Origin of the sequence: Mycolicibacterium chengduense (assembly GCF_033741155.1) — a bacterium.
In the GTDB taxonomy this organism is placed as follows: Bacteria; Actinomycetota; Actinomycetes; order Mycobacteriales; family Mycobacteriaceae; genus Mycobacterium.
This window is the reverse complement of the sequence record NZ_JAWQNH010000002.1, coordinates 844615-867037: the sequence shown is the minus strand read 5'-3', so window position 1 is coordinate 867037 and position 22423 is coordinate 844615. Positions and strand designations below refer to the sequence as shown.

At 68.1% G+C, this 22423-nt stretch carries 22 protein-coding genes; 8 read left to right on the top strand and 14 right to left on the bottom strand.

Features of this window, described 5'->3' with window-relative positions; translation table 11 throughout:
* Positions 1-181: 181 nt before the first annotated feature.
* From SBI67_RS09655 to SBI67_RS09630, 6 genes are all read right to left on the bottom strand, one after another.
* Positions 182-1573 carry a mechanosensitive ion channel domain-containing protein gene (locus tag SBI67_RS09655; RefSeq protein ID WP_318980315.1) on the bottom strand — a complete coding sequence of 464 codons (1392 nt, stop codon included), beginning with the start codon at positions 1571-1573 and terminating at the stop codon, positions 182-184.
* On the bottom strand, positions 1570-3744 hold the full coding sequence (locus SBI67_RS09650) for an adenylate/guanylate cyclase domain-containing protein (protein ID WP_413232439.1): 2175 nt from the start codon (positions 3742-3744) through the stop codon (positions 1570-1572). The genes SBI67_RS09655 and SBI67_RS09650 overlap by 4 nt, the downstream gene beginning before the upstream one ends.
* Positions 3745-3809: 65 nt before the next feature.
* Complete coding sequence (locus SBI67_RS09645; protein ID WP_318980314.1) at positions 3810-5099, bottom strand: alpha-amylase family glycosyl hydrolase; 1290 nt, start codon at positions 5097-5099, stop codon at positions 3810-3812.
* Positions 5096-5575 (bottom strand): nucleoside deaminase, encoded by a 480-nt coding sequence (locus tag SBI67_RS09640; protein WP_318980313.1) that lies wholly within the window; start codon positions 5573-5575, stop codon positions 5096-5098. The genes SBI67_RS09645 and SBI67_RS09640 overlap by 4 nt, the downstream gene beginning before the upstream one ends.
* 30 nt (positions 5576-5605) lie before the next feature.
* Positions 5606-5806 carry a hypothetical protein gene (locus tag SBI67_RS09635; RefSeq protein ID WP_266047754.1) on the bottom strand — a complete coding sequence of 67 codons (201 nt, stop codon included), beginning with the start codon at positions 5804-5806 and terminating at the stop codon, positions 5606-5608.
* A gap of 118 nt (positions 5807-5924) precedes the next feature.
* A complete protein-coding gene (locus SBI67_RS09630; RefSeq protein ID WP_318980312.1) occupies positions 5925-7610 on the bottom strand; it encodes a tetratricopeptide repeat protein in 1686 nt (561 codons plus the stop codon).
* Positions 7611-7712: 102 nt separating this feature from the next.
* On the opposite strand from SBI67_RS09630, the gene SBI67_RS09625 reads away from it, so the two are divergent.
* Positions 7713-8090: a cupin domain-containing protein gene (locus SBI67_RS09625; protein ID WP_413232438.1), complete on the top strand. Its 378-nt coding sequence runs from the start codon at positions 7713-7715 to the stop codon at positions 8088-8090.
* A gap of 48 nt (positions 8091-8138) precedes the next feature.
* Here SBI67_RS09625 and SBI67_RS09620 read toward each other — a convergent pair whose 3' ends face one another.
* The 4 genes from SBI67_RS09620 to SBI67_RS09605 are packed head-to-tail and all read right to left on the bottom strand — an operon-like array spanning position 8139 to position 12625.
* The gene (locus SBI67_RS09620) at positions 8139-9746 is read right to left on the bottom strand and encodes a SulP family inorganic anion transporter (protein WP_318980310.1); all 1608 of its coding nucleotides are present in this window, start codon (positions 9744-9746) and stop codon (positions 8139-8141) included.
* Between the two features lie 24 nt (positions 9747-9770).
* Positions 9771-10493: a cysteine hydrolase family protein gene (locus SBI67_RS09615; protein WP_413232437.1), complete on the bottom strand. Its 723-nt coding sequence runs from the start codon at positions 10491-10493 to the stop codon at positions 9771-9773.
* Positions 10490-11890, bottom strand: coding sequence for an allophanate hydrolase (locus SBI67_RS09610; protein ID WP_318980309.1), 1401 nt, complete (start codon positions 11888-11890; stop codon positions 10490-10492). The genes SBI67_RS09615 and SBI67_RS09610 overlap by 4 nt, the downstream gene beginning before the upstream one ends.
* Before the next feature lie 57 nt (positions 11891-11947).
* Positions 11948-12625, bottom strand: coding sequence for a GntR family transcriptional regulator (locus SBI67_RS09605; protein WP_318980308.1), 678 nt, complete (start codon positions 12623-12625; stop codon positions 11948-11950).
* 83 nt (positions 12626-12708) lie between these two features.
* On the opposite strand from SBI67_RS09605, the gene SBI67_RS09600 reads away from it, so the two are divergent.
* Positions 12709-13335 (top strand): PaaI family thioesterase, encoded by a 627-nt coding sequence (locus tag SBI67_RS09600; RefSeq protein WP_318980307.1) that lies wholly within the window; start codon positions 12709-12711, stop codon positions 13333-13335.
* Here the strand turns inward: SBI67_RS09600 and SBI67_RS09595 are convergent.
* Entirely contained in the window at positions 13332-15332 is a 2001-nt protein-coding gene (locus tag SBI67_RS09595; protein WP_318980306.1) for an FUSC family protein, read from the bottom strand. The genes SBI67_RS09600 and SBI67_RS09595 overlap by 4 nt on opposite strands.
* Positions 15333-15433: 101 nt before the next feature.
* Between SBI67_RS09595 and SBI67_RS09590 the strand changes: the two genes are divergently transcribed.
* The gene (locus tag SBI67_RS09590; RefSeq protein ID WP_318980305.1) at positions 15434-16144 is read left to right on the top strand and encodes an EthD domain-containing protein; all 711 of its coding nucleotides are present in this window, start codon (positions 15434-15436) and stop codon (positions 16142-16144) included.
* Entirely contained in the window at positions 16141-16896 is a 756-nt protein-coding gene (locus SBI67_RS09585; protein WP_318980304.1) for an enoyl-CoA hydratase/isomerase family protein, read from the top strand. The genes SBI67_RS09590 and SBI67_RS09585 overlap by 4 nt, the downstream gene beginning before the upstream one ends.
* On the opposite strand, the gene SBI67_RS09580 is transcribed toward SBI67_RS09585, so the two are convergent.
* Positions 16893-17078: a (2Fe-2S)-binding protein gene (locus tag SBI67_RS09580; RefSeq protein ID WP_318980303.1), complete on the bottom strand. Its 186-nt coding sequence runs from the start codon at positions 17076-17078 to the stop codon at positions 16893-16895. The two genes, SBI67_RS09585 and SBI67_RS09580, sit on opposite strands and share 4 nt — an antisense overlap.
* 3 nt (positions 17079-17081) lie before the next feature.
* Complete coding sequence (locus SBI67_RS09575) at positions 17082-17717, bottom strand: fatty-acid--CoA ligase (protein WP_318980302.1); 636 nt, start codon at positions 17715-17717, stop codon at positions 17082-17084.
* A gap of 274 nt (positions 17718-17991) precedes the next feature.
* Here SBI67_RS09575 and bfr point away from each other — a divergent pair, with 274 nt between their 5' ends.
* From bfr to SBI67_RS09555, 4 genes are all read left to right on the top strand, one after another.
* Positions 17992-18471, top strand: a complete 480-nt coding sequence (gene bfr, locus SBI67_RS09570) for a bacterioferritin (protein WP_266047741.1) — start codon at positions 17992-17994, stop codon at positions 18469-18471.
* A 117-nt stretch (positions 18472-18588) separates the two neighbouring features.
* Positions 18589-20631, top strand: a complete 2043-nt coding sequence (locus SBI67_RS09565) for an MDR family MFS transporter (RefSeq protein WP_318980301.1) — start codon at positions 18589-18591, stop codon at positions 20629-20631.
* A gap of 53 nt (positions 20632-20684) precedes the next feature.
* A complete protein-coding gene (locus SBI67_RS09560) occupies positions 20685-21167 on the top strand; it encodes a carboxymuconolactone decarboxylase family protein (RefSeq protein ID WP_266047739.1) in 483 nt (160 codons plus the stop codon).
* Positions 21168-21185: 18 nt separating this feature from the next.
* Positions 21186-21611, top strand: coding sequence for a hypothetical protein (locus tag SBI67_RS09555; RefSeq protein ID WP_318980300.1), 426 nt, complete (start codon positions 21186-21188; stop codon positions 21609-21611).
* Here SBI67_RS09555 and SBI67_RS09550 read toward each other — a convergent pair.
* Positions 21562-22422 carry a cytochrome c biogenesis CcdA family protein gene (locus SBI67_RS09550; protein ID WP_318980299.1) on the bottom strand — a complete coding sequence of 287 codons (861 nt, stop codon included), beginning with the start codon at positions 22420-22422 and terminating at the stop codon, positions 21562-21564. The genes SBI67_RS09555 and SBI67_RS09550 overlap by 50 nt on opposite strands.
* Position 22423 lies beyond the last annotated feature (1 nt).

Here is a 22423-nt window from a genome sequence, read left to right as displayed (position 1 = left end):
ACCAACCCACCTTTCGTCAGAGATCCAAGCAATTGCCGTTGCTCTTTCTTCGTCGAAAGTGAATCACGCGCCCCAAATGCCACACGTGTAACACGGCCGCGCGGGGCTGTCGCGGTTGGGCAACGATTGGGACTCGCCCGGGAGACCCACGCGTGACCGCGCCGTGACCCGACTGGGGGACTCAGCCGGCCAGTGCCTCGCGTACGGCGCTGCGACGTTCCTCGATGGCGCGCCCGATTTCCTGGAGCAGCAGCGGTTTTCGGGCCACCAGTTGCTCGATATGGGCCCGCCCGATCTGCAGTACCGTGACCTCGTCCAAGGCGTAGGCACCCGCTGATACCGGTTCGCGGGTCAGGGCGGTCTGGCCGAGGAAGTCGCCGGGCTCGGCGGTGCGCACGGTGACGATCGACCCGTCGGGCCGCACCGCCGTCAGCCGCACCAGGCCCTTGACGATGAACGTCATCCGGTCCGGAACCTGGCCGGGGGACTGCAGGGTCTCCTCGGCCCCGTATCGAACCAACCGCAGATGCGGCAGCAGGTCGCCGAACTCGGCCTCGCTGATGCGCATCGTCGAGGACACCACGTACAACGAATCGAGAATCCGGTCCTCGGTGGCGAACGTGTCCTCGGCCTCGTCCAGGTGCAGATCCGCGCGCCGGGCGGCGTACCAAACCCAGCGCAGGAACATCGCCCTCGCCGCGCCGTCGTCGGCCGGGGAGCGCAGCGGGATCGACGTCTTGTACTGCAACCCGCCCATGGCAACGGCTTTCGGCCGCGCGTCGGGCCGCAGCTGGGGCAGATTGGCCGCCACGCGGGTCAGCATCGCGCAGACCGTGTCCGGCGCGTCCTCCAGGGCGAACACGCTGACCACCGAGATCGAATGGTCACCGGGCGGACGGCTCTGGTTGGTGAACGACGCGCCGGCCAGCACCGAGTTCGGCATGATCTGCATGCCGCTGCCGGTGTCGATATGCGTTGCGCGCCAGTTCACTTCGACCACCCTGCCGCGGGCCGACGGGGTGTCCAGCCAGTCGCCCAGCTGGAACGGCTGCTCGAAAAGCAACAGCAGGCCGGACACGATCTGGCCCACCGAGTTCTGCAGCGCCAAGCCCAGCACGATCGACGTGATGCCCAGCGCGGTGAACAGGCCGCCGACGTTGGCGCCCCACACGTAGGAGAAGATCAGCGCCAACCCTACTGCGATCACCGCGAAACGGGCCACGTCGAGGAAGATCGACGGAATCCGCTTGCGCCAGCTGCCTTCCGGCGCACCCTGGAACAGCGTGGCGTTGAAACCCGACAGCAGCAGGATCAGGATGACGAAACCGAAAACGGTCGCGATGATGCGCACCGGCGTGGCGTCCGCGTTGACGTCCGTGGCCTCCGTCAGCAGCAGCAGTAGGGCGCCCAGCGGCAGGATGTAGTTGCGTAGCAGGCTCACCGCGCGAACCAGCTTGCTGCCGCGGCGGGCCAAGGCGGAGCGTACCTCGGTCAGGATGACCAGGGCGACCGGCAACCCGACCGATACACCGACGGCCCAGAAGAACCACGGCGCGTCGAGCACACTGGTCACGGCCGGCGCTCCGTGAGCCGCCACACCGGCTCGGATCCGCCAGGACCGGTGATTTCACCCGCGGGGACGAACAGGTCCGGATCGCTCACCGCATCGCGTACCCGTGCCGTCACGTAGACGCCCGGCTGCGCGGAGCCGCTCTGCACCTGGTTGGCCAGATCGACGGTGTCACCCCACATGTCGTAGGCCAGGCTGGACCGGCCGACCAAGCCGCTGGTGACGGTTCCGGTGTCGATGCCCGCTCGCAGCTGCAGATTATTGCCCGTCTCGCCGTTGTAGCGGTCCACGATGCGCTGCATCTCCAGGGCGAAATCGACTGTGCGACGGACATTGTCGAGTCTGGGTACGCTGAGTCCGCAGCTGGCCAGGTAGCCGTTGTGCAGGGTGCGGACCCGTTCCACGCCCAAGCTCTCGGCCGCGGCGTCGAACTGGCGCACCAACCGGTTGATGATGGCCAGTGCCGCATCCGAGCTCAGCTGCGCCGACAACTCGTCGAGTCCGGCGATATCGGCGAAGATCACCGTCACGTCCTGATGATCCTGGGCGATGGTCTCCTCGCCCTCCCGGTAGCGGGCCACCACGGGTTCGGGCATCAGCGACAGCAACAGTCGATCGTTCTCCCGGCGCTGTTCGTTGAGCAGGTCCTCCTTGATCGCCAGGTTGCGGCTCATCCCATTGAAAGCGACTGTCAGATCGCCGAACTCGTCCTTGGACAGCACCGGCACGGTGACGCCGTAGTCACCGGAGCTGATCTGCTGGGCGCCGGCCTCCAAACGCCTGATCGGCTGGATGAAGAACCGGGCCAGCAGCATCGCCGCGATGGAGACCACGAAGATGATCCCGGCCGTGGACAGCACCAGGTTGCGGGTGAACGCGGATACCGGCGCGAACGCCTCGGCGGTGTCGATCTTGGCGATCATCGCCCAGTGCAGTCCGTCGATGTCGACGGGGGCATAGGCCTGCAGGGTCTCCTTGCCCAGATAGTCGCCGGCGATGAGGGTGCCGCGCTGGCCGCGCAGCGCCAACTTGGTGGCTTCACTGCCCACCGGTTGCACCAGCGTGGTGCCGTCCTCGCGAATGGAGTTCTGCGCGACATCGGGCGGGGTGCCCGCGTCGATCACCTCGCGCTTGAACCGCTGGGGATCCTCGACGAACAGCCGGGAATCCGAACGCATCAGATCGTCCGTGCCGACGATATAGGTTTCGCCGGTTTTGCCCATACCGGATTCTTCCCAGCGCTTGTCCATGGTCATCAGCCGGTTGATCTTCGAAACCGGGAACTGCAGGGCCAGCACGCCCTGCACCTTCCCGAGTTCACCGACGGGGGAGACCAGCCACGCGGTCGGCGACGGTGCCGGCTGGTAGTCACCGAAATCGGTGACGGCGACGTAATCGACGGCGTTGGAGGCCATGGCCTTGAGGTAGGCATCTGTCAGATTGCCGGCGCGGTACGGGCCGTTGAGGATATTGGTGCCCAGGTCGACGCCCTTGTACGCCGAATAGACGACGTTTCCTCTGGTGTCCAACAGCAGGGCATCCTCGAATTCGAACCGGGTGACGATCTCCCGGAAGAAGTCGTTGTATCTGGCGTTGGCCGCCGACCAGGCGCTGCCGTCGCGGGCATCGTCGTTCAGGATCGCCTTGTCGAAATCGGTGAACGGTGCCGTGTAGTAGGCCTGCAGGTACTTCTCCGCGTTCGAGGTCGGCAGCAAGGCCGATACGTCGACATCGTCGCCGTTCTGGTTGTCCTCCACCTTGGCGAATTGGTTGGTGTAGTAATCCGTGACCGACTGTTGCTGCTGCGGAGTGACGGCGGCGTTGGCCAGCTGATCGAAGCCGGCGGTGAACGCCTGCAGGGCCTGGGTGGTGGTCGCCCCGCGGGTGTAGATGACCAACGAGTTCTTCAGATCGGAAATCTGGGCGGCCAGTTGCCTGCTCTGCGATTGCCGGATCTCGGTCAGGCGGTCGAATGCCGAGTTGCGCAGCGATTCCCGGCCGGATTGATAGCCGATGGCCCCGACCACGGCAGCCGACAGGATGCTGGTCGCCAGCAGCATCACCAACAATTTGGATTGGATGCTCACGCGGGCAAGAAACCGGCGGCTCAATTTCGGCGGTGCCGGTGCGTCACCCGAATCGGAATCCGTCGGGCTTTTCGTTGTCGTGGTCATCGGTTCGAGAGCTTAGGCGTTTCACCACGCCTTTTCCGATGTTGGCCGATATTCGCCCGCCTCGGTCACCGGGGATCGATGATCACCCAGCCGTGCGGCGGTACCACGATGTCGGACACGACATCCGGCGGCGGGGCACCGGAGCCCGCGATGACCTGCCCCGGCCGGGGCAGGGTGGCCCGCAACGGCTCGGCACCGACGTTGAGCGCCACGGTCAGCTCTGCGCCTTGAGCGGTGGTGCGGTACACGTAACCGGTGTTGCTCACCGCGACGGCCTCGGTGCGCGCGGTGTGCAACCACGGGTGCCTGCGCCGCAAGCCGACGAGGTACTGGTGCAACTGCAGGGTGTCGTTGTGACCCGTTGGGCGCCCGCCGAATTCGGGGCGGATGGCGTCGTCGCCGCCGGCTCGCTCCTCCTTGACGGCCTGCCAGGCCCATTCGTCGCCGGCGTAGATGCTGGGGGTGCCGCCGGTGGTGAGCAACAGCACCAGGGCGTGTTCCAGGTGACGCGGGTCGTCGAGGCGGCTGGCGATTCGTGTCACGTCGTGGTTACCCACGAACGTGAGCGGCACGAAGGTGTCCAGAAAGTCGTTGTGGCGTCGCAACGCCCAGTCCAGCTCGTGGAAGTTGCCGTCGTTGAGGCTGCTCCAGACCGCCTTCCACAGTTCGTACTGGGTGACCGAGTCGAAGCCCGCCGCCCGCACCTGCGCCGGGTAGTCGCCGTGGATCACCTCGCCGACGAACCACGCCCGCGGATGACGTTCCCGCACGGCCGGCAGTACCGCGGCCCAGAACCGTTCCGGGACCGCATATGCCGCGTCCAGCCGCCAGCCGTCGGCGCCGCGGTCCAACCAGTGCGCCATCACGTCGACGGTGTAGGCGACCACCTCGGGATTGCCGTGGTTGAGCGTGATCAGCTCGCCGTGGCCCTCGAAGGTCGCGAACCCGTCGCGCCCTCGACGGAACCAGCCGGTGTCGGCGTCCTCGGGCTGCTCCTGCGCCCGGCGATAGCGTGGGAAATCGGTGCCGACGTGGTTGAAGACACCGTCGAGCAGTACCCGCAGGCCGCGTCGGCGGGCTTCGTCGACCAGCCGGTCGAAATCGGCGTCGTCGCCGAGTCGGGGGTCGATCCGATAGTGGTCGGTGGTGTCGTACCCGTGCGTGCGGGAGGCGAAGATCGGTCCGAGTGCGATCCCCGAGCAGCCGAGTTCGACGGCGTGGTCCAGCCATTCCACGATGCGCAACAGGCGATGCTCACCCGGCTGTGGCGGCGGATCGGCGGGAAAGGCGCCGACGAACCCCAGCGGATAGATCTGCCACCAGATGGCATGGGCGACCCAATCCGGATCGGTCATGGCCGGAACTTCGCTTCGTACAGGGCGCGCATCCGTTCGGTCAGCTCGGCGGCCGGGCCGTCGGTGTGCAGGCCGGGCGCCACGGTGCCGATGGGTAACGGGGCCACCGGGGTCGGTGGCGTACCCCATTCGCTGCACCACTGGCTCAGCTGGGCCGCCGACGCGGCGTACACGATGCGTCCCAGCCCCACCCAGGCGTGGGCCGCCGCACACATCGGGCAGTGTTCACCTGAGGTGTACACGGTGGCGGTGCGGCGCTCCTCGGGTGTCAGGTGTTCGACGGCCCACCGGGCGATGGCGAATTCGGGATGCCGGGTGGCATCGCCCCCGGCCACCCGGTTGCGGTCCTCGAAGCGGGTCCGGCCGGTCGCGTCGACCAGTAGCGATCCGAACGGCTCGTCGCCGTCATCGAGCGCCGACCCGGCCAGTTCGGCGCAGCGGCGCAGATATTCGAGGTCTTGGGCACTGATGGACACCTCGGCGAGCCTACTCACCGCCGGCGTGCTCTAGGTCTGATGACATACCTGGGGGACGGTTTCGAACGCCGACGCCGAACCCCAGCACCACGCCGCGTACGCCGCCGCGACGGCCACCCGATCGATGTCGAGCTGGTTTCCGCCGGCCGATCGGACGGACTCCGCGACCGCGAACTTGATGATGTCGACGAGCGCCGACATGGATGCGTCCGGTCGGTGCGTAGTGGACATGGTCACTGTTCCCCCAACGGCCAGCGGCCCTCGCGCGTCGCCCCGTTGCGAGCCGCGAAACCGCTGCCTGCTCAACACCTTAGTCCCTGCGCCGGGTGTTCGCGCGGCAGGCGCGCCTTTAGTGACAGCAGCCTCTTTCGTTCGTGACCACCTCAAGCCGGCACGCGCAGGATGCGAGTACCGGCACGTCGGCACGGGCGGTGGCCAGGGTGAGCTGCTGACCGATGATCGCTGCTTCGGCGTCGCGCCCCAGTCGTTGCAGGCACTCGTGGTAGCCGTGCAGGCTCCACACGTTGCCGGGATGCTGACACGACCGGCGCAACGTGCCGTCCAGCCCCAGGTCGGCGGCGTACACCGCGGCGGCCTCATCGACACGGCCCTGCTCCAGCAGCAGCGCCCCGTAGGCGTGCCGGGTGGGCTGCATCCAGCCCCACGGCTCGTCGTAGGGCAGGGCGTCGTCGAGCGCGATGGCCGCCCTCAGGTGGGTGAACGCGTCGTCGAAACGCCCTTCGCGGTAGGCGATTTCACCGTCCAGCATGGCCACCGCGATGGCGAGGATGTCCCGGCTGGTGTTGTTGAACAGGTATCGGGTGTCCGGGATGCGGGCATAGGCCGCCGCCAGCGCCGCCCGCTCGGCATGAGCCTGGGGGAGTTGCCCCTTGGCAGCATGCGCGACACCACGGCCGTAGTGGATGGTGGCGGTGGTGGTGCAATACAGCTGCTGGTCATCGGGCAGCGGGGTGGCAATCAGCTCGTCCCAGCGCCCGAACCGCACGAGCACGTGCACCCGCAGCGGCACGAACGCCTCCAGCCAGTCGGCCATCGGCGGGGATTCGATGGCCAGCAGCTCGGGGGTCAGCTGACCGGCCAACTCGTCGGCCGCTTCCAGCGCCACCTGCGACCGGCCCTCGAACATCGCCGAATAGACCACGAAGTGCAGATCGTGCGCGCGGTACAGCGAGTAGAAGTTCAGCGGGCCCTCGCGCCGCACGAATCGGCGATCGGCGCGCACCGCCGCCTGGTTGGCCAGGATCGAGGAGCGGTAGTCGCCGCAGAGCACGTCGATATGGCTGGGCATGTGCTGCAGGTGACCGGCATCTGGAACCAGGCCCCGCAGCAGATCGGCGGCCGGGAGCGCGTCCTCGGGGTGCGCCGACATCTCCAGGGCGTGTAGATACAGATGCAGGACGCCCGGGTGCGTCCGTCCGGGTTCGGTGCGCAGCGCGTCGTCCAGGATCTGCACCGCCGCCAGCACTCGGGAGCCGGGGGCGGGTTGCCCGGTGGCGCCGTCCCACAACGCCCACGCGGTGACATTGAGCAGCGCGTCGGCGGCCAGCGCGGCGACGTCGACATCATCGGGATACTGCTGCGCGACACGGGCCATCGCGTCGGCGTAGGCGCCGTGTCCGGCTTCCAGCGCGACGGCGTCCGCCGGATCGCCGGTGGCGAAGCGCACCGCCAGGGCGTCGATCAGCGCCCGTTCCACCGCCGAGGCCCGGCCGGTCCGGGCTCGCTCGAGTTCGCTGCGGGCGCGGGCCAGTGAGGCGGCCAGATCCACCGGATCGAACGCCTCCCACGCCTTGTTGTAATTGGGGCCGACGGCATACGCGATGCCCCACCGGGCGATGGCCAGATCGGGATCCAGGGCGAGCGCACGCTCGAAACAGTGCACTGCTTCTTCGTGATTGAAGGCGTAGGCCCACACCAGGCCGCGGTCGAACCACACCTGCGCCTGCGGTTCGGCTGTCTCGACGGGCCGGTGGTAGGAACCCAGGTCGTAGTAGGGCTCGGCTGCTGTGCTCACGGCAGGCACGTTAATTCAGCGGCGGCCGCGGCGAGAAGCGTTGTGCAGATGCCTGAGCCGAACGATGCGCCCACGACTACCGTGACCCCCATGATTCGTTGTGTGCGGTTGTGGACTGGTGATGACGGTGGCTCTCATGTCGACGTGGGCGCACTGGACATGGCGCCGGGCCGCAACGCGGATCTGGTGTCGGCGGCGATGTCGGCGGCCCACGTCACCGTCGAGGAGACCGCCGGCGGCGGCTCGCTGGCCTGGCATACCGCGCCGGTGCGCCAGTTGGTGGTGACCCTGGCCGGCACCTTGCGGTTCTCGACCCGCGACCATGAGACGTTCCTGCTGCATCCCGGCGACGTGCTGCTGGCCGAGGACACCACCGGTACCGGCCATCAGTGGGAACTCGTCGGCACCGACCCGTGGCGCCGGATGTACGTCGTACTCGCCCCCGACGCCGAGGTCCCGTTCGTTCCGGCTTCCCGGTGATTTGTGGAGTCTGAGCCGTAATCATTACGGCTCAGACTCCACAAATCGCTAGTGGCCGGCGACGATATCGGCCTCGTCGACCTCGACCGGGTCCTTCGAGCCGGGTAGCAGGGAGTAGGCCGCGCAGACGATTCCGAAGAACAGATAGCCCAGGGCCACTTGCGGATTGGCCGCCCAGGCCACTTCGGGGGCGTGGATCAGGCCGATGAAGGACAGCACCGCGCCGACCGCCGACGCCAGCGCGGCGAACAGGAACTTCTTCTCCAGGATGAAGGTGACCATGGTGCCCAGGATCAGGCCGACCAACACCGCGCCCTCGCCGAGGGTCTGCAGGCCCTCGTAGACCACGCCGGCGCCGTTGAGCTTGTCCAGTCCGACAGCCGAGGCCGAGGTCCCGGCGGCGTTGAGCGCGTTGTCGATCAACCCGCTGGCCCACTGCGCCAGGTTGGGCAGCAGCGCGGCGACGACGGCCACGGCGTGCAGCCGCGGCACCGCCTGGAAGGCCTGCGCCCCGATCAGCAGACCGATGTAGAGCAGGATCGGCACGATCGCGGGCACCGGCAACAACGCGTCCAGCACGCCGAACAGGCCGAGGAAGCAGAAGATGCCGATCACCACACCGCTGGCCAGTGAGTACCCGGCCCGGCCGCCGGCGTCCTTCCAGCCGGGGTGGCCGATGTACACCGCGGGCGGGAAGGGCGAGCCGAACGCCGACCCGATCACCGCGCCGGCGCCGTCGGCCAGCAGCACACTGCGCAGGTTGTAGTTGTCGCCCGCGGCGGCCGCACTCTCCACATTGCTCATCGCCTCGGTGAAGTTGTAGACACCCAGGGGGATCGCGGTACCCAGCAGCGGTGCCAGGTGCGACAACCCGCTGAACAGCATGTCCACCCGCAGATCCGGCACGCCGATCGCGATATCCGAAATCGCCTGTCCCACATCGGGTGCCGACATGAATCCACCGATCCACCCGATGGCGGTCCCGACCAGCAGGGCGGCCAGGCCGACCGGGATACCGAACGGCAGCTTCATGTCGGTGAAGAACCCGATCAGGATGATGGCGAGCACCGGCAGGCCGATCCAGGCGGCCTCCCACATCTGGGCGGCCGGCCGCATCGAGATGAACGTGATCGAGATACCGGCCAGGGTGCCCAGCATCGCCGCGCGCGGGGTCAGCTTGCGGATATAGGGCCCGACGAAGGCGCCGATCATCACGATGACGCCGATCATGAATGCCCAGGCCAGCCCGGCCTGCCAGGCCTGCATCGCGTCCTTGGTCTTCAGATACACCGGCAGCATGACGACGAACACCACGATGAACATGTGCGGCACGCTGGGGCCGTACGGCAACGCCGTGACGTCCGTGCGGTTTTCGCGGCGTGCGAGCCGGCGGGCCAGGAAGGTGTAGTAGAGGTTGCCGAGGATCAGCGCCACGCCGAGGGCGGGCAGGATGGTGCCCAGCACATCGCCCGGTGGCACGTTGACGACGCCGATCATCAACCCGGTCAAGGTGAGGACGTTGACCAGGATGTTGAAGCCGAGTCCGAAGAACGCGTTGGTGTCGCCTCGGGTCCACCAGGGGATGGACAACCCCGGTTCGGCCTTTTCGGCCGGGGGATCGGAGCTGGCGGGGGGATCGGTGACGTCGGTGGACATGGCAGGATCCTTTCGGGCGGGCGCTCAGGCGGCGTTCGTGGTGAGTTGTTGCAACGCGGGAATGACCGCCGCGGTGTCGGCGACCCACCCGAAAATGCCCCCCTGGGCCTTGATCATCTCCAGCCCCACCCGCTGGAACTCCGGGAAATACGAACCGACGCAGTCGGATACCACCAGGCATTCGTAGCCTCGATCGTTGGCTTCCCTGGTCGTGGTGTGCACACACACCTCGGTGGTGACGCCGGTGACGAGCAGTTGGGTGATTCCCGCATTGGTCAGCACGTCCTGCAGCTCGGTGGCGTAGAACGCGCCCTTGCCGGGTTTGTCGATCACCACCTCCCCGTCGATCGGGGCAAGGTCGTCGACGATGTCGTGGCCGTACTCGCCGCGGATCAGGATGCGCCCGTACTTGCCCGGGTCACCGATCCGCTTGGACGGGGCACCGCGATGGAGCTTGGCGGGCGGGCAATCCGAGAGGTCGGCGAGGTGACCCTCTCTGGTGTGGATGACCAGGATCCCGGCCTCGCGGGCGGCGGCGATCAGCGCGGCCAGCGGCGGGACCACCTTGAGCAATTGGTCCACGTCGTTGCCCAGGCTCTCGCCGAAACCACCGGGCAGCAGGAAATCCCGTTGCATGTCGATGACGATCAGTGCGGTGCGGCCGGGCTCCAGCGTGAACGCCGACGGTTCGGCGGCGACGGATACCGACATGGGTGATCCGGCTTCGGCTCCTCGCTGGGGTGTCATATCTGCTCCTTGACGGATGGTTCGGTGGCGGCTGCGGTGGTGGCCCGGGGCTCGTCGAGAATTTGTGCGGCCAGCGTCAGGGCAGTGTCATCGGAGAGCGCGTTGCCCAGCAGCATGGCGCTGTAGGGGCGCCCGTCACTGGTCACGCCCAGTGGCACCGCGACGCCGAGCAGGTCGAGCAGATTGCCGAAATGGGTGTAGTGGCCCAGCATCGTGTTGCACTCGATGGGCCGCGCGAGCACCTGCTCGACGGTGAAGGTGGTACCGATGGTGGGCACCACCAACACATCCATGGACTGCCAGAGCCGGCCGACCTCGGCCTTGAGTTCCTGCAGCTTCTGCAGGGCGGCGAACGCGTCCACCGCGGTGTAGCTCAAGCCGCTGCGGAAGATGTCGCGCACCACCGGGTGGATCGAATCAGGGTGGGATTCCAGGAAATCGCCGAACTCGACCAGGCGCTCGGCCACCCACGGCCCTTGGTAGAGCAGCGCCCCCGCGGCCAGGAACGGTGCCAGGGACACCTCGACGATGTCGGCGTGGCGTTCCAGGTGTTCCCGAAATCCGATGTGGGCGGCGCGCATCGCGTCGTCACCGAAGAACTCCAAGTCGGCGACGGGCGGCAACCCGACCCGGATCGGCGTGCCGTCATACCGGGGGCCGCGATCCCGTGACCAGGGGTCGCCGTCGTCGCGGCCGGCGAGCACGTCGAAAACCCGGTCGACGTCGTCGATGCAGCCGGCCATCACGCTCAGGCAGTCCAGCGATTTGCAGGCCGGCACCAATCCGACGGTGCTGATCAGTCCGCGTGACGGCTTGAACCCCACCACACCGTTGAGCGCGGCGGGTACCCGCCCGGATCCGGCGGTGTCGGTGGCGACCGCGAACGGCACCTGGCCCAGCGCAACGGCCAGCGCCGAGCCCGAGCTTGAGCCGCCCGAGATGAGTTCGCCGCCGAACACGCTGCGCGGCACGGTGTATGGGGTGCGGGTGCCGTTGAGGCCGGTCGCGAACTGGTCGAGGTTGGTCTTGCCGACGTAGAGGGCGCCCGCGTCGAGCAGCCGCTGCACGGCGGGCGCGGTGCGCTCTGCGACATAGGCGTAGTCCGGACAAGACAGGGTGGTGGGGACACCGGCGACGTCGATGCTGTCCTTGACCCCGAACGGCACCCCGTACAGCGGCAGGGTACGTGCCCCGGGCCGGTTCTCGATCTCGACGGCGGCGGCCAGCAGTTCGTCGCGGGGCACGGTGGACAACCACGTCCCGTCGTCGCCGCGGGCAGCGATGGCGTCGGCGACCCGGGCCGCGGTCTTGACCGGCGAGCCGGTGCCGCCGGCATGCGAATCGAGGATCTCGGAAATCGACGGTCCGATGGACGGACCGTTGGCGGCTGTTCCCATGTCTGTCGATTGTCGACAGAATCGTGGCGATTGCGGTACGGCTGTGTGTCGATCGTGTTAGCGCGTGGCCTGGGTGGTGAGGTCCAGATATCGCAGGTGGCCGTGCTGTTCCAGCGCGGCGATGACGGTCTGGGCGTCATTGGACTCCAGGGCGGTCAGGATCGCCCGGTGCCGCTCGACACCGTCGCTGGCGTGGTGATGGCGGGCCTCTTCGCGCAGGTTCATCGCCATCGGCAGCTGCAGTTTGAGCAGGATAGGCTCCAGCACCAGATCCAGCTGGCGGTTGCCGGCCAACGCGACGACCGCGGCGTGGAAGCGGCGGTGCGCGTCGTCGCGGTCCAAAGCGTCTGTCGCACAGGTCATCTCGTCGAGCGCCAGCCGCACCGGTTGCAGCGCGGAGTCCGGGTCGGCGAGCGGCATCGCGAGTTCGACGGCGTGCCGTTCCAGGACGTGCCGAAGATCGAACAGCTGCAGGATGTCCGACGGCGACCAGTCGGTGACCCGTGACCCGCGGCGGGGGAGATGCTCTACCAGGCCCTGCTGCGTGAGCAGCCGCAACGCCTCGCGCAGCGGTGCCCGGCTGATGCCGAGGTCCGCGCACAGTTGCTCCTCGACGATCTTCTCGCCCGGGCTCAGCGCCCCGCTGAGGATCGCGTCGCGCACCCGGTTTCCGGCAAGCTCGACCAGGGTCGCGGGCAGGTCCTGTCGCGATCCGTCCGTCCGGGGTGCCGCCATGTCACGCCATGGTAGGAACTTTTGCGGCCGCGTGCCGCATGCGGGGCTCGACACCACACCTAGAACGTGTTCTAGTGCTTGGCATGCTGGACTTCACCCTCGAGGACCTCAGCGCGGAGGACGTCGAGCGCTTGCGCACGGTCTACGGACCGCTGACCGAGTCGGTGCGCGCCCTGATCGATGCCACCATCCGCTCGGAGGCCGACGCCGACGCGGTGGCCACGGCCAAGGCGCAGATCGACGCGGCGACCGCCATCCTGCGCCGCCAACAGCTCGACGGGCCGTTCGGCGTCCGCTTCACCGCCCAGGGCGACCGGATGCCCTGGGGCAATGCGGTGATCGGGCTGCGCAACCCGATCGCGCCGCCACTGGCCGTGCGGCGCAACGCCGACGGATCGGTGTTCGCCGATGTCGTGCTGGGTGCGGCGTACGAGGGTCCGCCGGGACATGTGCACGGCGGGGTAGCCGCACTGCTGCTCGATCACGTGCTCGGGGAATCGGCCAGCCCGGCCACCAGCCCGCGGCTCACGGGCACCATCAGCATCCGATATCTGCGACCGACCCAGCTCGGCGCGCGGCTGCGCATCGAGGCGGCGGTCGTGCGCACCGAAGGGGTCAAGGCGTTCGCGGCCGGCCTGATCTCGGATGCGGACGGTCCCACCGTGCAGGCCGAGGGCGTGTTCATCCGGCCGAAGTGGGCCAGGGGCTAATCAGCGGCCGGGGCCGCCGGGCCGGCGTTGGCGATGTCGACGAGCACCCGGGTGATCGTGGCGAGTTCGCCGACGAGCACCCGGGCCGGGCCGTCGTCGGGACCCAGTAACGACGCGGCGTCACGCACCGCGACCGCGGCGGCGTTGAGTTGCTCGGTATCCACCCGCCACGGTGCGGCCGGAGTGGCTGGATTGCCCGTCAGCGCCTTGACGTAACCGTCGATCGCGCTGGTGAATTCGCGATTCAGCGTCGGCGACGGGTGCGCGGGCAACGTCGACTCCAGGGTGGCGCAACTGGTGGTGACCGCGTTCAGTGAGGCGCGGTACGGTCGCAGCCACCGACGGATCACAGCGTTCTCGGTTCGGGTGGCCCCGACCGCGGCCTCGAACGCCGAGCGTGCGCTCTCGGCTCGCTGCCAGGCGGTCGACAGGGTGTCGGCGGGATGGTCGACATCGTGCACGAAGCCCTTGATCACCGTGGCGGCGTAGTCGATTTCCGTCTTCAACAGTTCGCCGGCCCGTTGCCGCAGCCGGACCAGGGCATTGTCGGGAAGGCCGACATGCACGATCAGCGCAAGCGCCCCGCCGACGACGGTGGCCAACCAACGTTGCTCGACGGTGGCGGCACCGGCGGATCCGTCCACGTCCAGCAAGAAGATGATCGCGGCGGCCAACGCCGCGTTCACCGCGAAGTATCCGAATTCGGCACCGAGATAAGCGATTCCCAGACACGCCACGGCCAGCGCCGCCGATACCAGACCACTCGGGTGCAGCAGTGTGGTGACGGTCGACGCCGCCACCACGCCGATTGCGTTGCCGGCGATCCGCCCGACGCACCGGGTATAGGTGTGGGCCGTCTCGGGCCGCAGCACCATGAGAACCGTCACCGCGATCCAGTACGCGTGCTCGGCTCCGCTGGCGCGGGCCATCGCCAGCCCGGCGGTCACCGCGATCGTCAATCGGACGGCATGCCGCAAGATCGGTGACCGCCACTGCAGTTGCGCCCGCATCAGGTCGACAGCCGCCGTCCAGGCGTGCGGTAGTCCCGGTCGCCGCAAGGGGGCCACCTGTTCGGGCTCGAACTGCCCGAATCGCAATTCGACCGCTTCGGACAGCTGGCGGTACAGCCGCTGGGCCGCCGTTGCGGTCGTGCCGTCGGTGGCGTCGGCCGCCGCGTTCAGGCGGGTCAGTGCGGGACCGACCTCGTGGCGATGGGCGCGCCTGGCGATCAGCTCGAGCAGGTCTCCGGTGGCCCGCAGGGTGTCCGCGGCGGCCGGATCCCGCGGCCCTTCGCGGCCCAGCGCGGTCAGTGTCACCGCGATCCGTTCCGGCAAGCCGTACCAACCCCGGTACACGGGCGGCCGCCGTTGCGCCTGGGCTTCGCTGAGGGTGAAGGCCTCCCGCAGCCGGATCAAGGGCAGTCGGTCGATCCGGGCGCCGGGCTCGGTCGCGAGCCGGTGCGCATCCGCGCCCAGGGCGCGATAGGCCTGCGTGAGGGCCTCGCTCTGGTTGCGCCATCGGCGTTGCGGCCAGACCGCGATCAGCACGGCCTGGGTCAGCCCGCCGAGCAATGCCAGGCCGGCCGAGGTCAGCGCCGCCGTGCCGGTGTCTGCCGTCGCCGAGGCGGTGACCAGGAGAACCGCCGCGCCGGAGGCCAGCATGCCGGCGTTGGCGCCCAGCGCCCACTGCATCCCGGCCAGGAAACACCACGCCGCCACCGCGATCAGGAACAGCGGAGCCCACTGGCCGGTGAGTCCGCCCACGGCCACTGCCAACGCCGTCTCGGCCGACACCGTGAGGACGACCGGGATCCGGCTGCGCGGGCTGTCCTGCAGCGCGGTGGCACCGGCCAGGGCGCCGGCGCCTCCCGCGGCGATCGCCGAACCGGGTGTGCCGAGGTAGAGCGCAAGCGCGGCGACCGCCAGCACCCCCAGCAGGCTGCGCACCACCGCACCGAACTCGTACAGCGTCAACCCGAGGGCTCTGGCCCTGCTCACCAGGCGGCCTTACTCACCGCTTCATTCTCGTACGCGCCGCGTGCTGTGAGCCGTTACCGAGCCGCGCGGGTAAGCGTGTCCGCTGTTGTTATTTTCGACGGATGGAAAAGGTGATGGTGCTGCTGCGTCGGGCCCAGGCGGACGAGCAGTGGTGCCGACGGTTGCGCACCTCGGTCACGTCGGCCTTGTCCGCATTGGAGTTGCCGGGCCTGACGGTCAATGTGCGTGACGACGCGGTGCGCGCTTCGCTGATGACGCTGACCACGTTGGACCCACCGGTGGTCGCCGTGGTCAGCATCTGGACCCAGCAGTACTACGGGACGGCCATGGCGTCCGCGATCGATCTGCTGTCTGCCGAATGTGATTGTCTGGCAGCGTATCTGGTCACCGAATCGGTGCCCATGGCCGCACCGGACGGGCCGCCGAGCGCACGCACCCCGGGTTTGGCCAATGTGGCGCTGCTGCGCCGGCCGGCCGACCTGGACCAGTCGACCTGGCTGGCCCGCTGGCATCTGGACCACACACCGGTGGCGATCGCGACCCAAGCGACCTTCGGGTACACCCAGAACACGGTGGTGCGGGCGCTCACCGACGGGGCTCCACGCATCGACGCCATCGTCGAAGAGCTGTTCCCGATCGAGGCCGTCTCGGACCTGTACGCGTTCTTCGGGGCGGGCGACGACGCGGATCTGGCCGACCGGATGGGCCGGATGGCCGCCAGTGTGGCGAGGTTCGGCGCGGACCGCGATATCGATACCGTGCCGACCAGTCGGTACCCGATGTGGGGTCCGGCGCCTACGCTGGCGACGTGACACTTTTGATCGCGGATGACAACCGCGTACGCACCCTCACCCTGAACCGGCCGGAGGCGCTCAACGCCTTCAGCGAGGCGCTGTACGACGCGACCACCGAGGCGCTGCTGGCCGCGGCGGACGACCCCGAGGTGTCGGTGGTGCTGCTCACCGGTGCCGGCCGCGCCTTCAGTGCCGGCAATGACCTGGTGGAGATGCAGCGGCTGGTCACCGACCCCGACTACCAACCGGGTAAGCACGGTTTCCGCGGCATGATCGAGGCGCTGGCCGCTTTCCCCAAACCGTTCATCTGTGCGGTCAACGGGGTGGGCTTGGGTATCGGGGCCACCGTCCTGGGCTACGCCGACCTGGCGTTCATGTCCAGCACGGCGCGGCTGAAGTGTCCGTTCACCAGTCTGGGTGTGCCGCCGGAGGCCGCATCGTCGTATCTGTTGCCGCGGTTGATCGGTCGGCAGAACGCCGCCTGGCTGCTGATGTCCTCGGAGTGGATCGACGCGGCCGAGGCGCTGCGAATGGGGCTGGTGTTCAAGGTGTGCGAGCCGGCGGAGCTGCTTGCCGAGGCACGCCGGCATGCCGACGTGCTGGCGTCCCGCCCGCTGAACAGCCTGCTGGCCGTGAAGAAGACGATGCTCGAACCGGTGCGGCCGGGGATCGCCGCGGCCAGCGAGCGGGAGAACGCCTTGTTCGCCGAATTGTTGGGCCAAGCCGCCAATGTCGACGCGCTGGCATCCTTCGTCGAGAAGCGGGGTTAACCGGCGGCGTGCACCGGGCATTCGCGCGAGGACGCGAGGATGGCGCGTAAGGTGCGGCGGCACCGGCCGCAGTCGGAACCCGCCCCGCACGCCTCGGCGATCTGCTTGGACGTGGTGGCGCCCGCCGCGACGGCCTCACTGACGGCTTGCGTGGTGGCACCGGTGCACAGGCAGACGAACACGGCTCAGCCCCCCACCGTCATGTGATGGGCGAACTTGCCGACGAACAGGGACGGGTAAGCCCCGAACCCGGCGCGGGACATCCACTCGGCCGCGGCGTCGGGATGGTCGATCCAGCGCCTGGCGCGGGACTCGTTCTCGACCTCCTGCAGGATCAGCACCTCGTGCCCGTCGTCGAAGGCGCGGTAGACCCAGAGCTTGCGGACGCCGGACTGCCGGATGCGCTCCAGCGCCCCGTGCACCTTCACCATGAGGTCGTCGACGCTGTCGACGGTGCTGACCACGCCGACTATCACCCCGGCGACGGCGCTCTCGGCGGGGCCGGGTTCACCGTCGTACAGATCGATCTTCTCCACGACCTCGCCGGCAAAGATCGCCGGGATGTCCTGGACGCCGGAGATGTCGAAAAGGTCGAAGATGGCCGGTGACCGCAGCACCTCACGCACCGAATTCGGATGCGAAATGCCGATCGTCACCAGAATTCGTCCCGGTTCCCAGATCGAGGTGTAGAGAACGACGTGATGGGCATCGATATTCGCCAGGGAGTGCTGGCGGGCATTCAGTGAATTCCACATCGATTCCGGATCGGCGACGCGATAATCGGCGGCCAGAATGAGCGAATGCACATGGTATTCGCCCACTGGTCGTCACCTCCATCGCTATCCGGTCGACGGGCCTGTCGTACCCCGCTCGCCAAGTAAGGGAAGTGTAGCCTTAGTTAGGGCAGGCAGTCCATCATTACCCCGCCGCCTGGGGTTAGCCTCACCTACGAAGTGCGTCGACTCGCCATGCAGTGGAGTCGAAACGGCTCCGAAACGCCCCCGAAGCGCTCGCCGCAGGGTCTGGCCTGGACTAGATTCGGGCGTGCACGGCAACAGCAACACCTGACCAGCCCGCACGGTGCGTAGGAGCGAAATGCAAGGCGATCCGGAAGTTCTGAAGCTGCTCAACGAGCAGTTGACCAGTGAACTCACGGCGATCAACCAATATTTCCTGCATTCGAAGATGCAAGACAATTGGGGATTCACCGAATTGGCGCAACACACGCGCGAAGAATCCATCGAGGAAATGCACCACGCGGAATGGATTACCGACCGCATCCTGTTGCTCGACGGGCTGCCCAACTATCAGCGGCTGTTTTCTCTGCGGGTCGGCCAGACTTTGCGCGAGCAGTTCGAGGCCGACCTGGCGATCGAATACGAAGTGGTCGCTCGGCTCAAGCCCGGCATCATCATGTGCCGCGAGAAGCAGGACGCGGTGTCGGCCAACCTCCTCGAGCAGATCCTCGGCGACGAGGAGAAGCACATCGACTACCTCGAGACGCAGCTGGAACTGATGGACAAGCTCGGCGAGGCGCTGTACTCGGCGCAGTGCGTGTCGCGTCCGCCCAAGTAGCTCGCCTTCACGACGCCTTCCGCCGGCCGCCGACGTCATCCGTCAGCGGCCGGCGGTCGCGTATATTGGTAGCCAATCTAATAATCGTGCGGTCGGGGTGAACGGGGGGAGGGCGCCATGACCGAGGTATCCGCACGGCAGGACACCGATGCCGCCGGAGAGCTCGGATCGCAACGACGCAATATCGTCTTCGTCGCCGTGCTGCTGGGCATGCTGCTGGCTGCTCTCGACCAGACCATCGTCGCGACCGCGCTGCCCACCGTGGTGGCCGACCTGGGCGGTGCCGGCCACCAATCCTGGGTGGTGACAAGCTATTTGCTGGCCTCGACCATCGCCACGGCGATCGTCGGCAAGCTCGGCGACCTGTTCGGCCGCAAGGCCGTCTTCCAAGGCTCGATCGTGTTCTTCTTGACGGGATCGGTGCTGTGCGGGCTCGCGCAGTCGATGACGATGTTGGTTGCGGCGCGGGCACTCCAGGGCATCGGCGGTGGCGCCATCATGGTCACCGCCACCGCCGTGATCGGCGAGGTGATTCCGTTGCGCGATCGGGGCCGATATCAGGGCGCACTCGGCGCCGTGTTCGGCGTGACGACGGTGATCGGGCCGCTGCTGGGTGGGTTCTTCACCGATCACCTGTCCTGGCGCTGGGCGTTCTGGATCAATGTGCCCGTCGCGGTCGTGGTGTTCGCGGTGGCCGCGGTGGCCATCCCGGCGCTGGCCGGTCGGGCCAAACCGGTGATCGACTACCTGGGCATCGTCCTGGTGGGACTCGGGGCGGCCGGCCTGACGTTGGCCACCAGCTGGGGTGGCGCCGAATATGCATGGTCGTCGCCGATCGTCCTCGGCCTGTTCGCCGGGTCGGCGGTCATCCTGGCCGCCTTCGTCTGGGCGGAAACACGTGCGGCCGAACCGATCCTGCCGATCAGGTTGTTCGCCAGCCCCGTCTTCACGGTGTGCTGCGTGCTGGCCTTCATCGTGGGCTTCGCGATGCTCGGCGCGATGACCTTCCTGCCGACCTTCATGCAGTTCGTCGACGGCGTCTCGGCGACCACCTCGGGCTTGCGCACCCTGCCGATGGTCGCGGGCATGCTGCTCACCTCGATCGGCAGCGGTGCGTTGGTCGGCCGCACCGGCCGGTACAAGATGTTCCCGGTCGCCGGCACGGCCGTCATGGCGGTCGCCTTCGTCCTGCTGTCCCGGATGGACGCCGCCACGTCGGTCTGGCTGCAGTCGGCCTACCTGTTCCTGCTCGGTACCGGTATCGGCCTGTGCATGCAGGTGCTGGTGCTGGTGGTGCAGAACACCGCACGGTTCGACGATCTCGGTGTGGCGACCTCGGGTGTGACGTTTTTCCGGACCATCGGCAGCTCGTTCGGCGCGGCCATCTTCGGCTCGCTGTTCACCAATTTCCTCTCCGGCCCGCTGACCGACGCCCTGGCGGCCGGCGGGGCGCCCGCGGCCGCCGCGCAGTCCCCGAAAGCCCTGCACGAGTTGCCTGCCCAGGCAGCCGCGCCGATCGTCGATGCCTATGCCGACGCGCTCGGTCTGGTCTTTCTCTGTGCGGCACCTGTCGCGGTGGTCGGATTCGTCGTGGCCCTGTTCCTCAAGGAGATCCCGTTACGCGAAATCGAGGCGGCCTCGGCGGCCGACCTCGGTGACGGGTTCGGGATGCCCGCCATCGAATCCCCTGACGACATCCTGGAGCGGGCGGTGGTCCGGATGTTCCGCGATTCACCGGAGATCCGGCTACGGAATCTGGCCGGTAGCCCGGGCTGCGAGCTCGACGTGGCGCGGTTGTGGGCGCTGGTCCAGATCTACCGGCACAGTCAGTCTTTCGGTTCGGCGACGCTCCCGGAAATCGCCGAGTTCCGGCGGGTGCCGCCCGAAGTGCTGGAGCCGATCTTCGGCAGGCTCGTCGACACCGGCTACGCGCTGCGCACCGGAGACCGGCTCTGGCTGACCCAGTCGGGCGCCGACCAGGTCGACGCGGTGACCGCCGCACTGGTCGGTCGGATCGTCGACAAGCTCGCGGTCGCCCCCGACTATCAGGGCCGGCCGGACCGGCTGCAGGTCGAGGCCGCACTCGAGCGCATCGCGCATCGGATGTTGGTTCAGCGGGAATGGCTCGACGACCGCCCGGCGCTGGCCGCCGCACCGTGACGGAAAACTAGAACGCGTTCCAATTCCAGGATTCCAGGCGTACTCTTCGCAGCATGAGCCGAATCGGAGATTATCCCGACGATGACGCCGCCGCCTGGGTGCTCAAGTCACCCGATATCGGTGTTGCCATGGCCGGTTTCACCAATGCGGTCTACACCAAGAACCGGCTGCCGATGCGGGTCCGCGAGCTGGCCCGGATGGTGATCGCCCTGGACAACGAATGTGTGGTGTGCCAGAACACCCGGGATTCGGACGGGATCGCCGCCGGCGTCGACGAAGACCTCTACGACCACGCCCACGAGTGGCGAACCTGGCCCGGCTACAGCGCGCAGGAACGCGTCGCTGCCGAATTCGCCGAGCGGTTCGCCCGCGACCACACCGGGCTGCGCGACGACGACGAGTTCTGGGCACGGTGTTCGGCGGAGTTCGACGACGAACTGCTGACCGACCTCGCGTTGTCGTGTGCCATGTGGCTGGGCATGGGGCGGATGCTGCGGACCCTGGATATCGGCCAGAGCTGCAAAATCACCCTCTGACACCCCCTGGATGATCGGATGGGTGCAGCTGCCGCGACCGCGGTTGCCGCGGTCTTCGTCTGGCTCGGCATGGTGCTGGCGATCTCGTTCATCGAGGCGCCACTGAAGTTCCGCGCGCCGCGTGTCACGCTGCCGATCGGACTGGGCATCGGACGGCTGGTGTTCCGGGCGCTCAACGGCGTCGAAGCGGTGCTCGCGATCGTCGTGATCGCCGCCGTGGTGTCGGCGCACCTCCCGACGCTCACGAGCGCCGCGGCCGCAACGGCGGTCGGCGCATTGGTCGTGCAGTTGGTGGTGGTGCGGCCCAGGCTCACTCGCCGCTCCGGCGCGGTCCTGGCCGGCTCGCCGGCGCCGCGGTCGCGCGCCCATTACGCCTACGTCGGGCTCGAGGTGGTCAAGGTCGTCGGCCTGATCGTCGCCGGTATCGCACTGTTGTCGCCGTGAGCACCGCGGCCAGACCCGCACCGGCGATGAGCACGACCAGCCAGGGCAAAGCGCCGTGCTGGTGCACCCAGCCGGCAAGAGTCGCCTGCAGGCGACCGGCGGCGGTGATCACCGGATCGGCCGCGCCCACGCCGCCGCCGAACAACCGGATCTCGTAGACGCCGTAGTAGGTCACATACGCGCCGACCACCACCAGCAGCACGCCACCGATCCTGTTGACATAGGGCAGGGTTCGTCGCAGCCGGTCGAGCATCGTGGAACTCGCGACGGCCACCGAGACCGCCAGCGCCCCGACGATCAACCCGAAGCCGGCGGCATACGCCAGATACACCCCGACGGCGTCGAACAGCGTGTCCGCCCGGGCTGCCCCGGCCGTCACCGCGAGAAACGGCCCCACCGTGCAGGACAGCGACGCCAGCGCGAAACCGGCGCCGTACCCGAGCATCGAGCCCAGCCGGGCGGTGGGCGCCCAACGCGCACCCGCCGACATCGGTACTCCCACGTGCCGTCCGGCCAGCAGCCACAAGCCCAGCACCAGCAGCAGCACCCCGATGAACACCGTCACGTAGGGCAGATAGCGCTGAATCGTCGAGGCCACCGAGACCGCCAGCGCGCCGAACCCGGCGAATACCGCGACCACGCCCGCGGTCATTGCGGCGGTGGCCGCCAGGGCCCGGCCCACGGCGCGAGCGGGTCGGCCGTCGCGCTGCACCACCAGCGCCAGATACCCGGGCAGCATGGCGAACCCGCACGGGTTCAGCGCGGCGACCAGTCCGGCGCTGAACGCCAACCCGACCAGGTTGGTTTCCAAC

Coding starts and splice junctions, on each gene's coding strand:
- SBI67_RS09590 (WP_318980305.1), top strand. CDS start 15,434: ATGGAAAAGGTGATGGTGCTGCTGCGTCGGGCCCAGGCGGACGAGCAG.
- SBI67_RS09650 (WP_413232439.1), bottom strand. CDS start 3,744: ATGACCACGACAACGAAAAGCCCGACGGATTCCGATTCGGGTGACGCA.
- SBI67_RS09620 (WP_318980310.1), bottom strand. CDS start 9,746: ATGTCCACCGACGTCACCGATCCCCCCGCCAGCTCCGATCCCCCGGCC.
- SBI67_RS09555 (WP_318980300.1), top strand. CDS start 21,186: ATGGGTGCAGCTGCCGCGACCGCGGTTGCCGCGGTCTTCGTCTGGCTC.
- SBI67_RS09600 (WP_318980307.1), top strand. CDS start 12,709: ATGCTGGACTTCACCCTCGAGGACCTCAGCGCGGAGGACGTCGAGCGC.
- SBI67_RS09605 (WP_318980308.1), bottom strand. CDS start 12,625: ATGGCGGCACCCCGGACGGACGGATCGCGACAGGACCTGCCCGCGACC.
- SBI67_RS09615 (WP_413232437.1), bottom strand. CDS start 10,493: ATGACACCCCAGCGAGGAGCCGAAGCCGGATCACCCATGTCGGTATCC.
- SBI67_RS09560 (WP_266047739.1), top strand. CDS start 20,685: ATGAGCCGAATCGGAGATTATCCCGACGATGACGCCGCCGCCTGGGTG.
- SBI67_RS09565 (WP_318980301.1), top strand. CDS start 18,589: ATGACCGAGGTATCCGCACGGCAGGACACCGATGCCGCCGGAGAGCTC.
- SBI67_RS09610 (WP_318980309.1), bottom strand. CDS start 11,890: ATGGGAACAGCCGCCAACGGTCCGTCCATCGGACCGTCGATTTCCGAG.
- bfr (WP_266047741.1), top strand. CDS start 17,992: ATGCAAGGCGATCCGGAAGTTCTGAAGCTGCTCAACGAGCAGTTGACC.
- SBI67_RS09645 (WP_318980314.1), bottom strand. CDS start 5,099: ATGACCGATCCGGATTGGGTCGCCCATGCCATCTGGTGGCAGATCTAT.
- SBI67_RS09635 (WP_266047754.1), bottom strand. CDS start 5,806: ATGTCCACTACGCACCGACCGGACGCATCCATGTCGGCGCTCGTCGAC.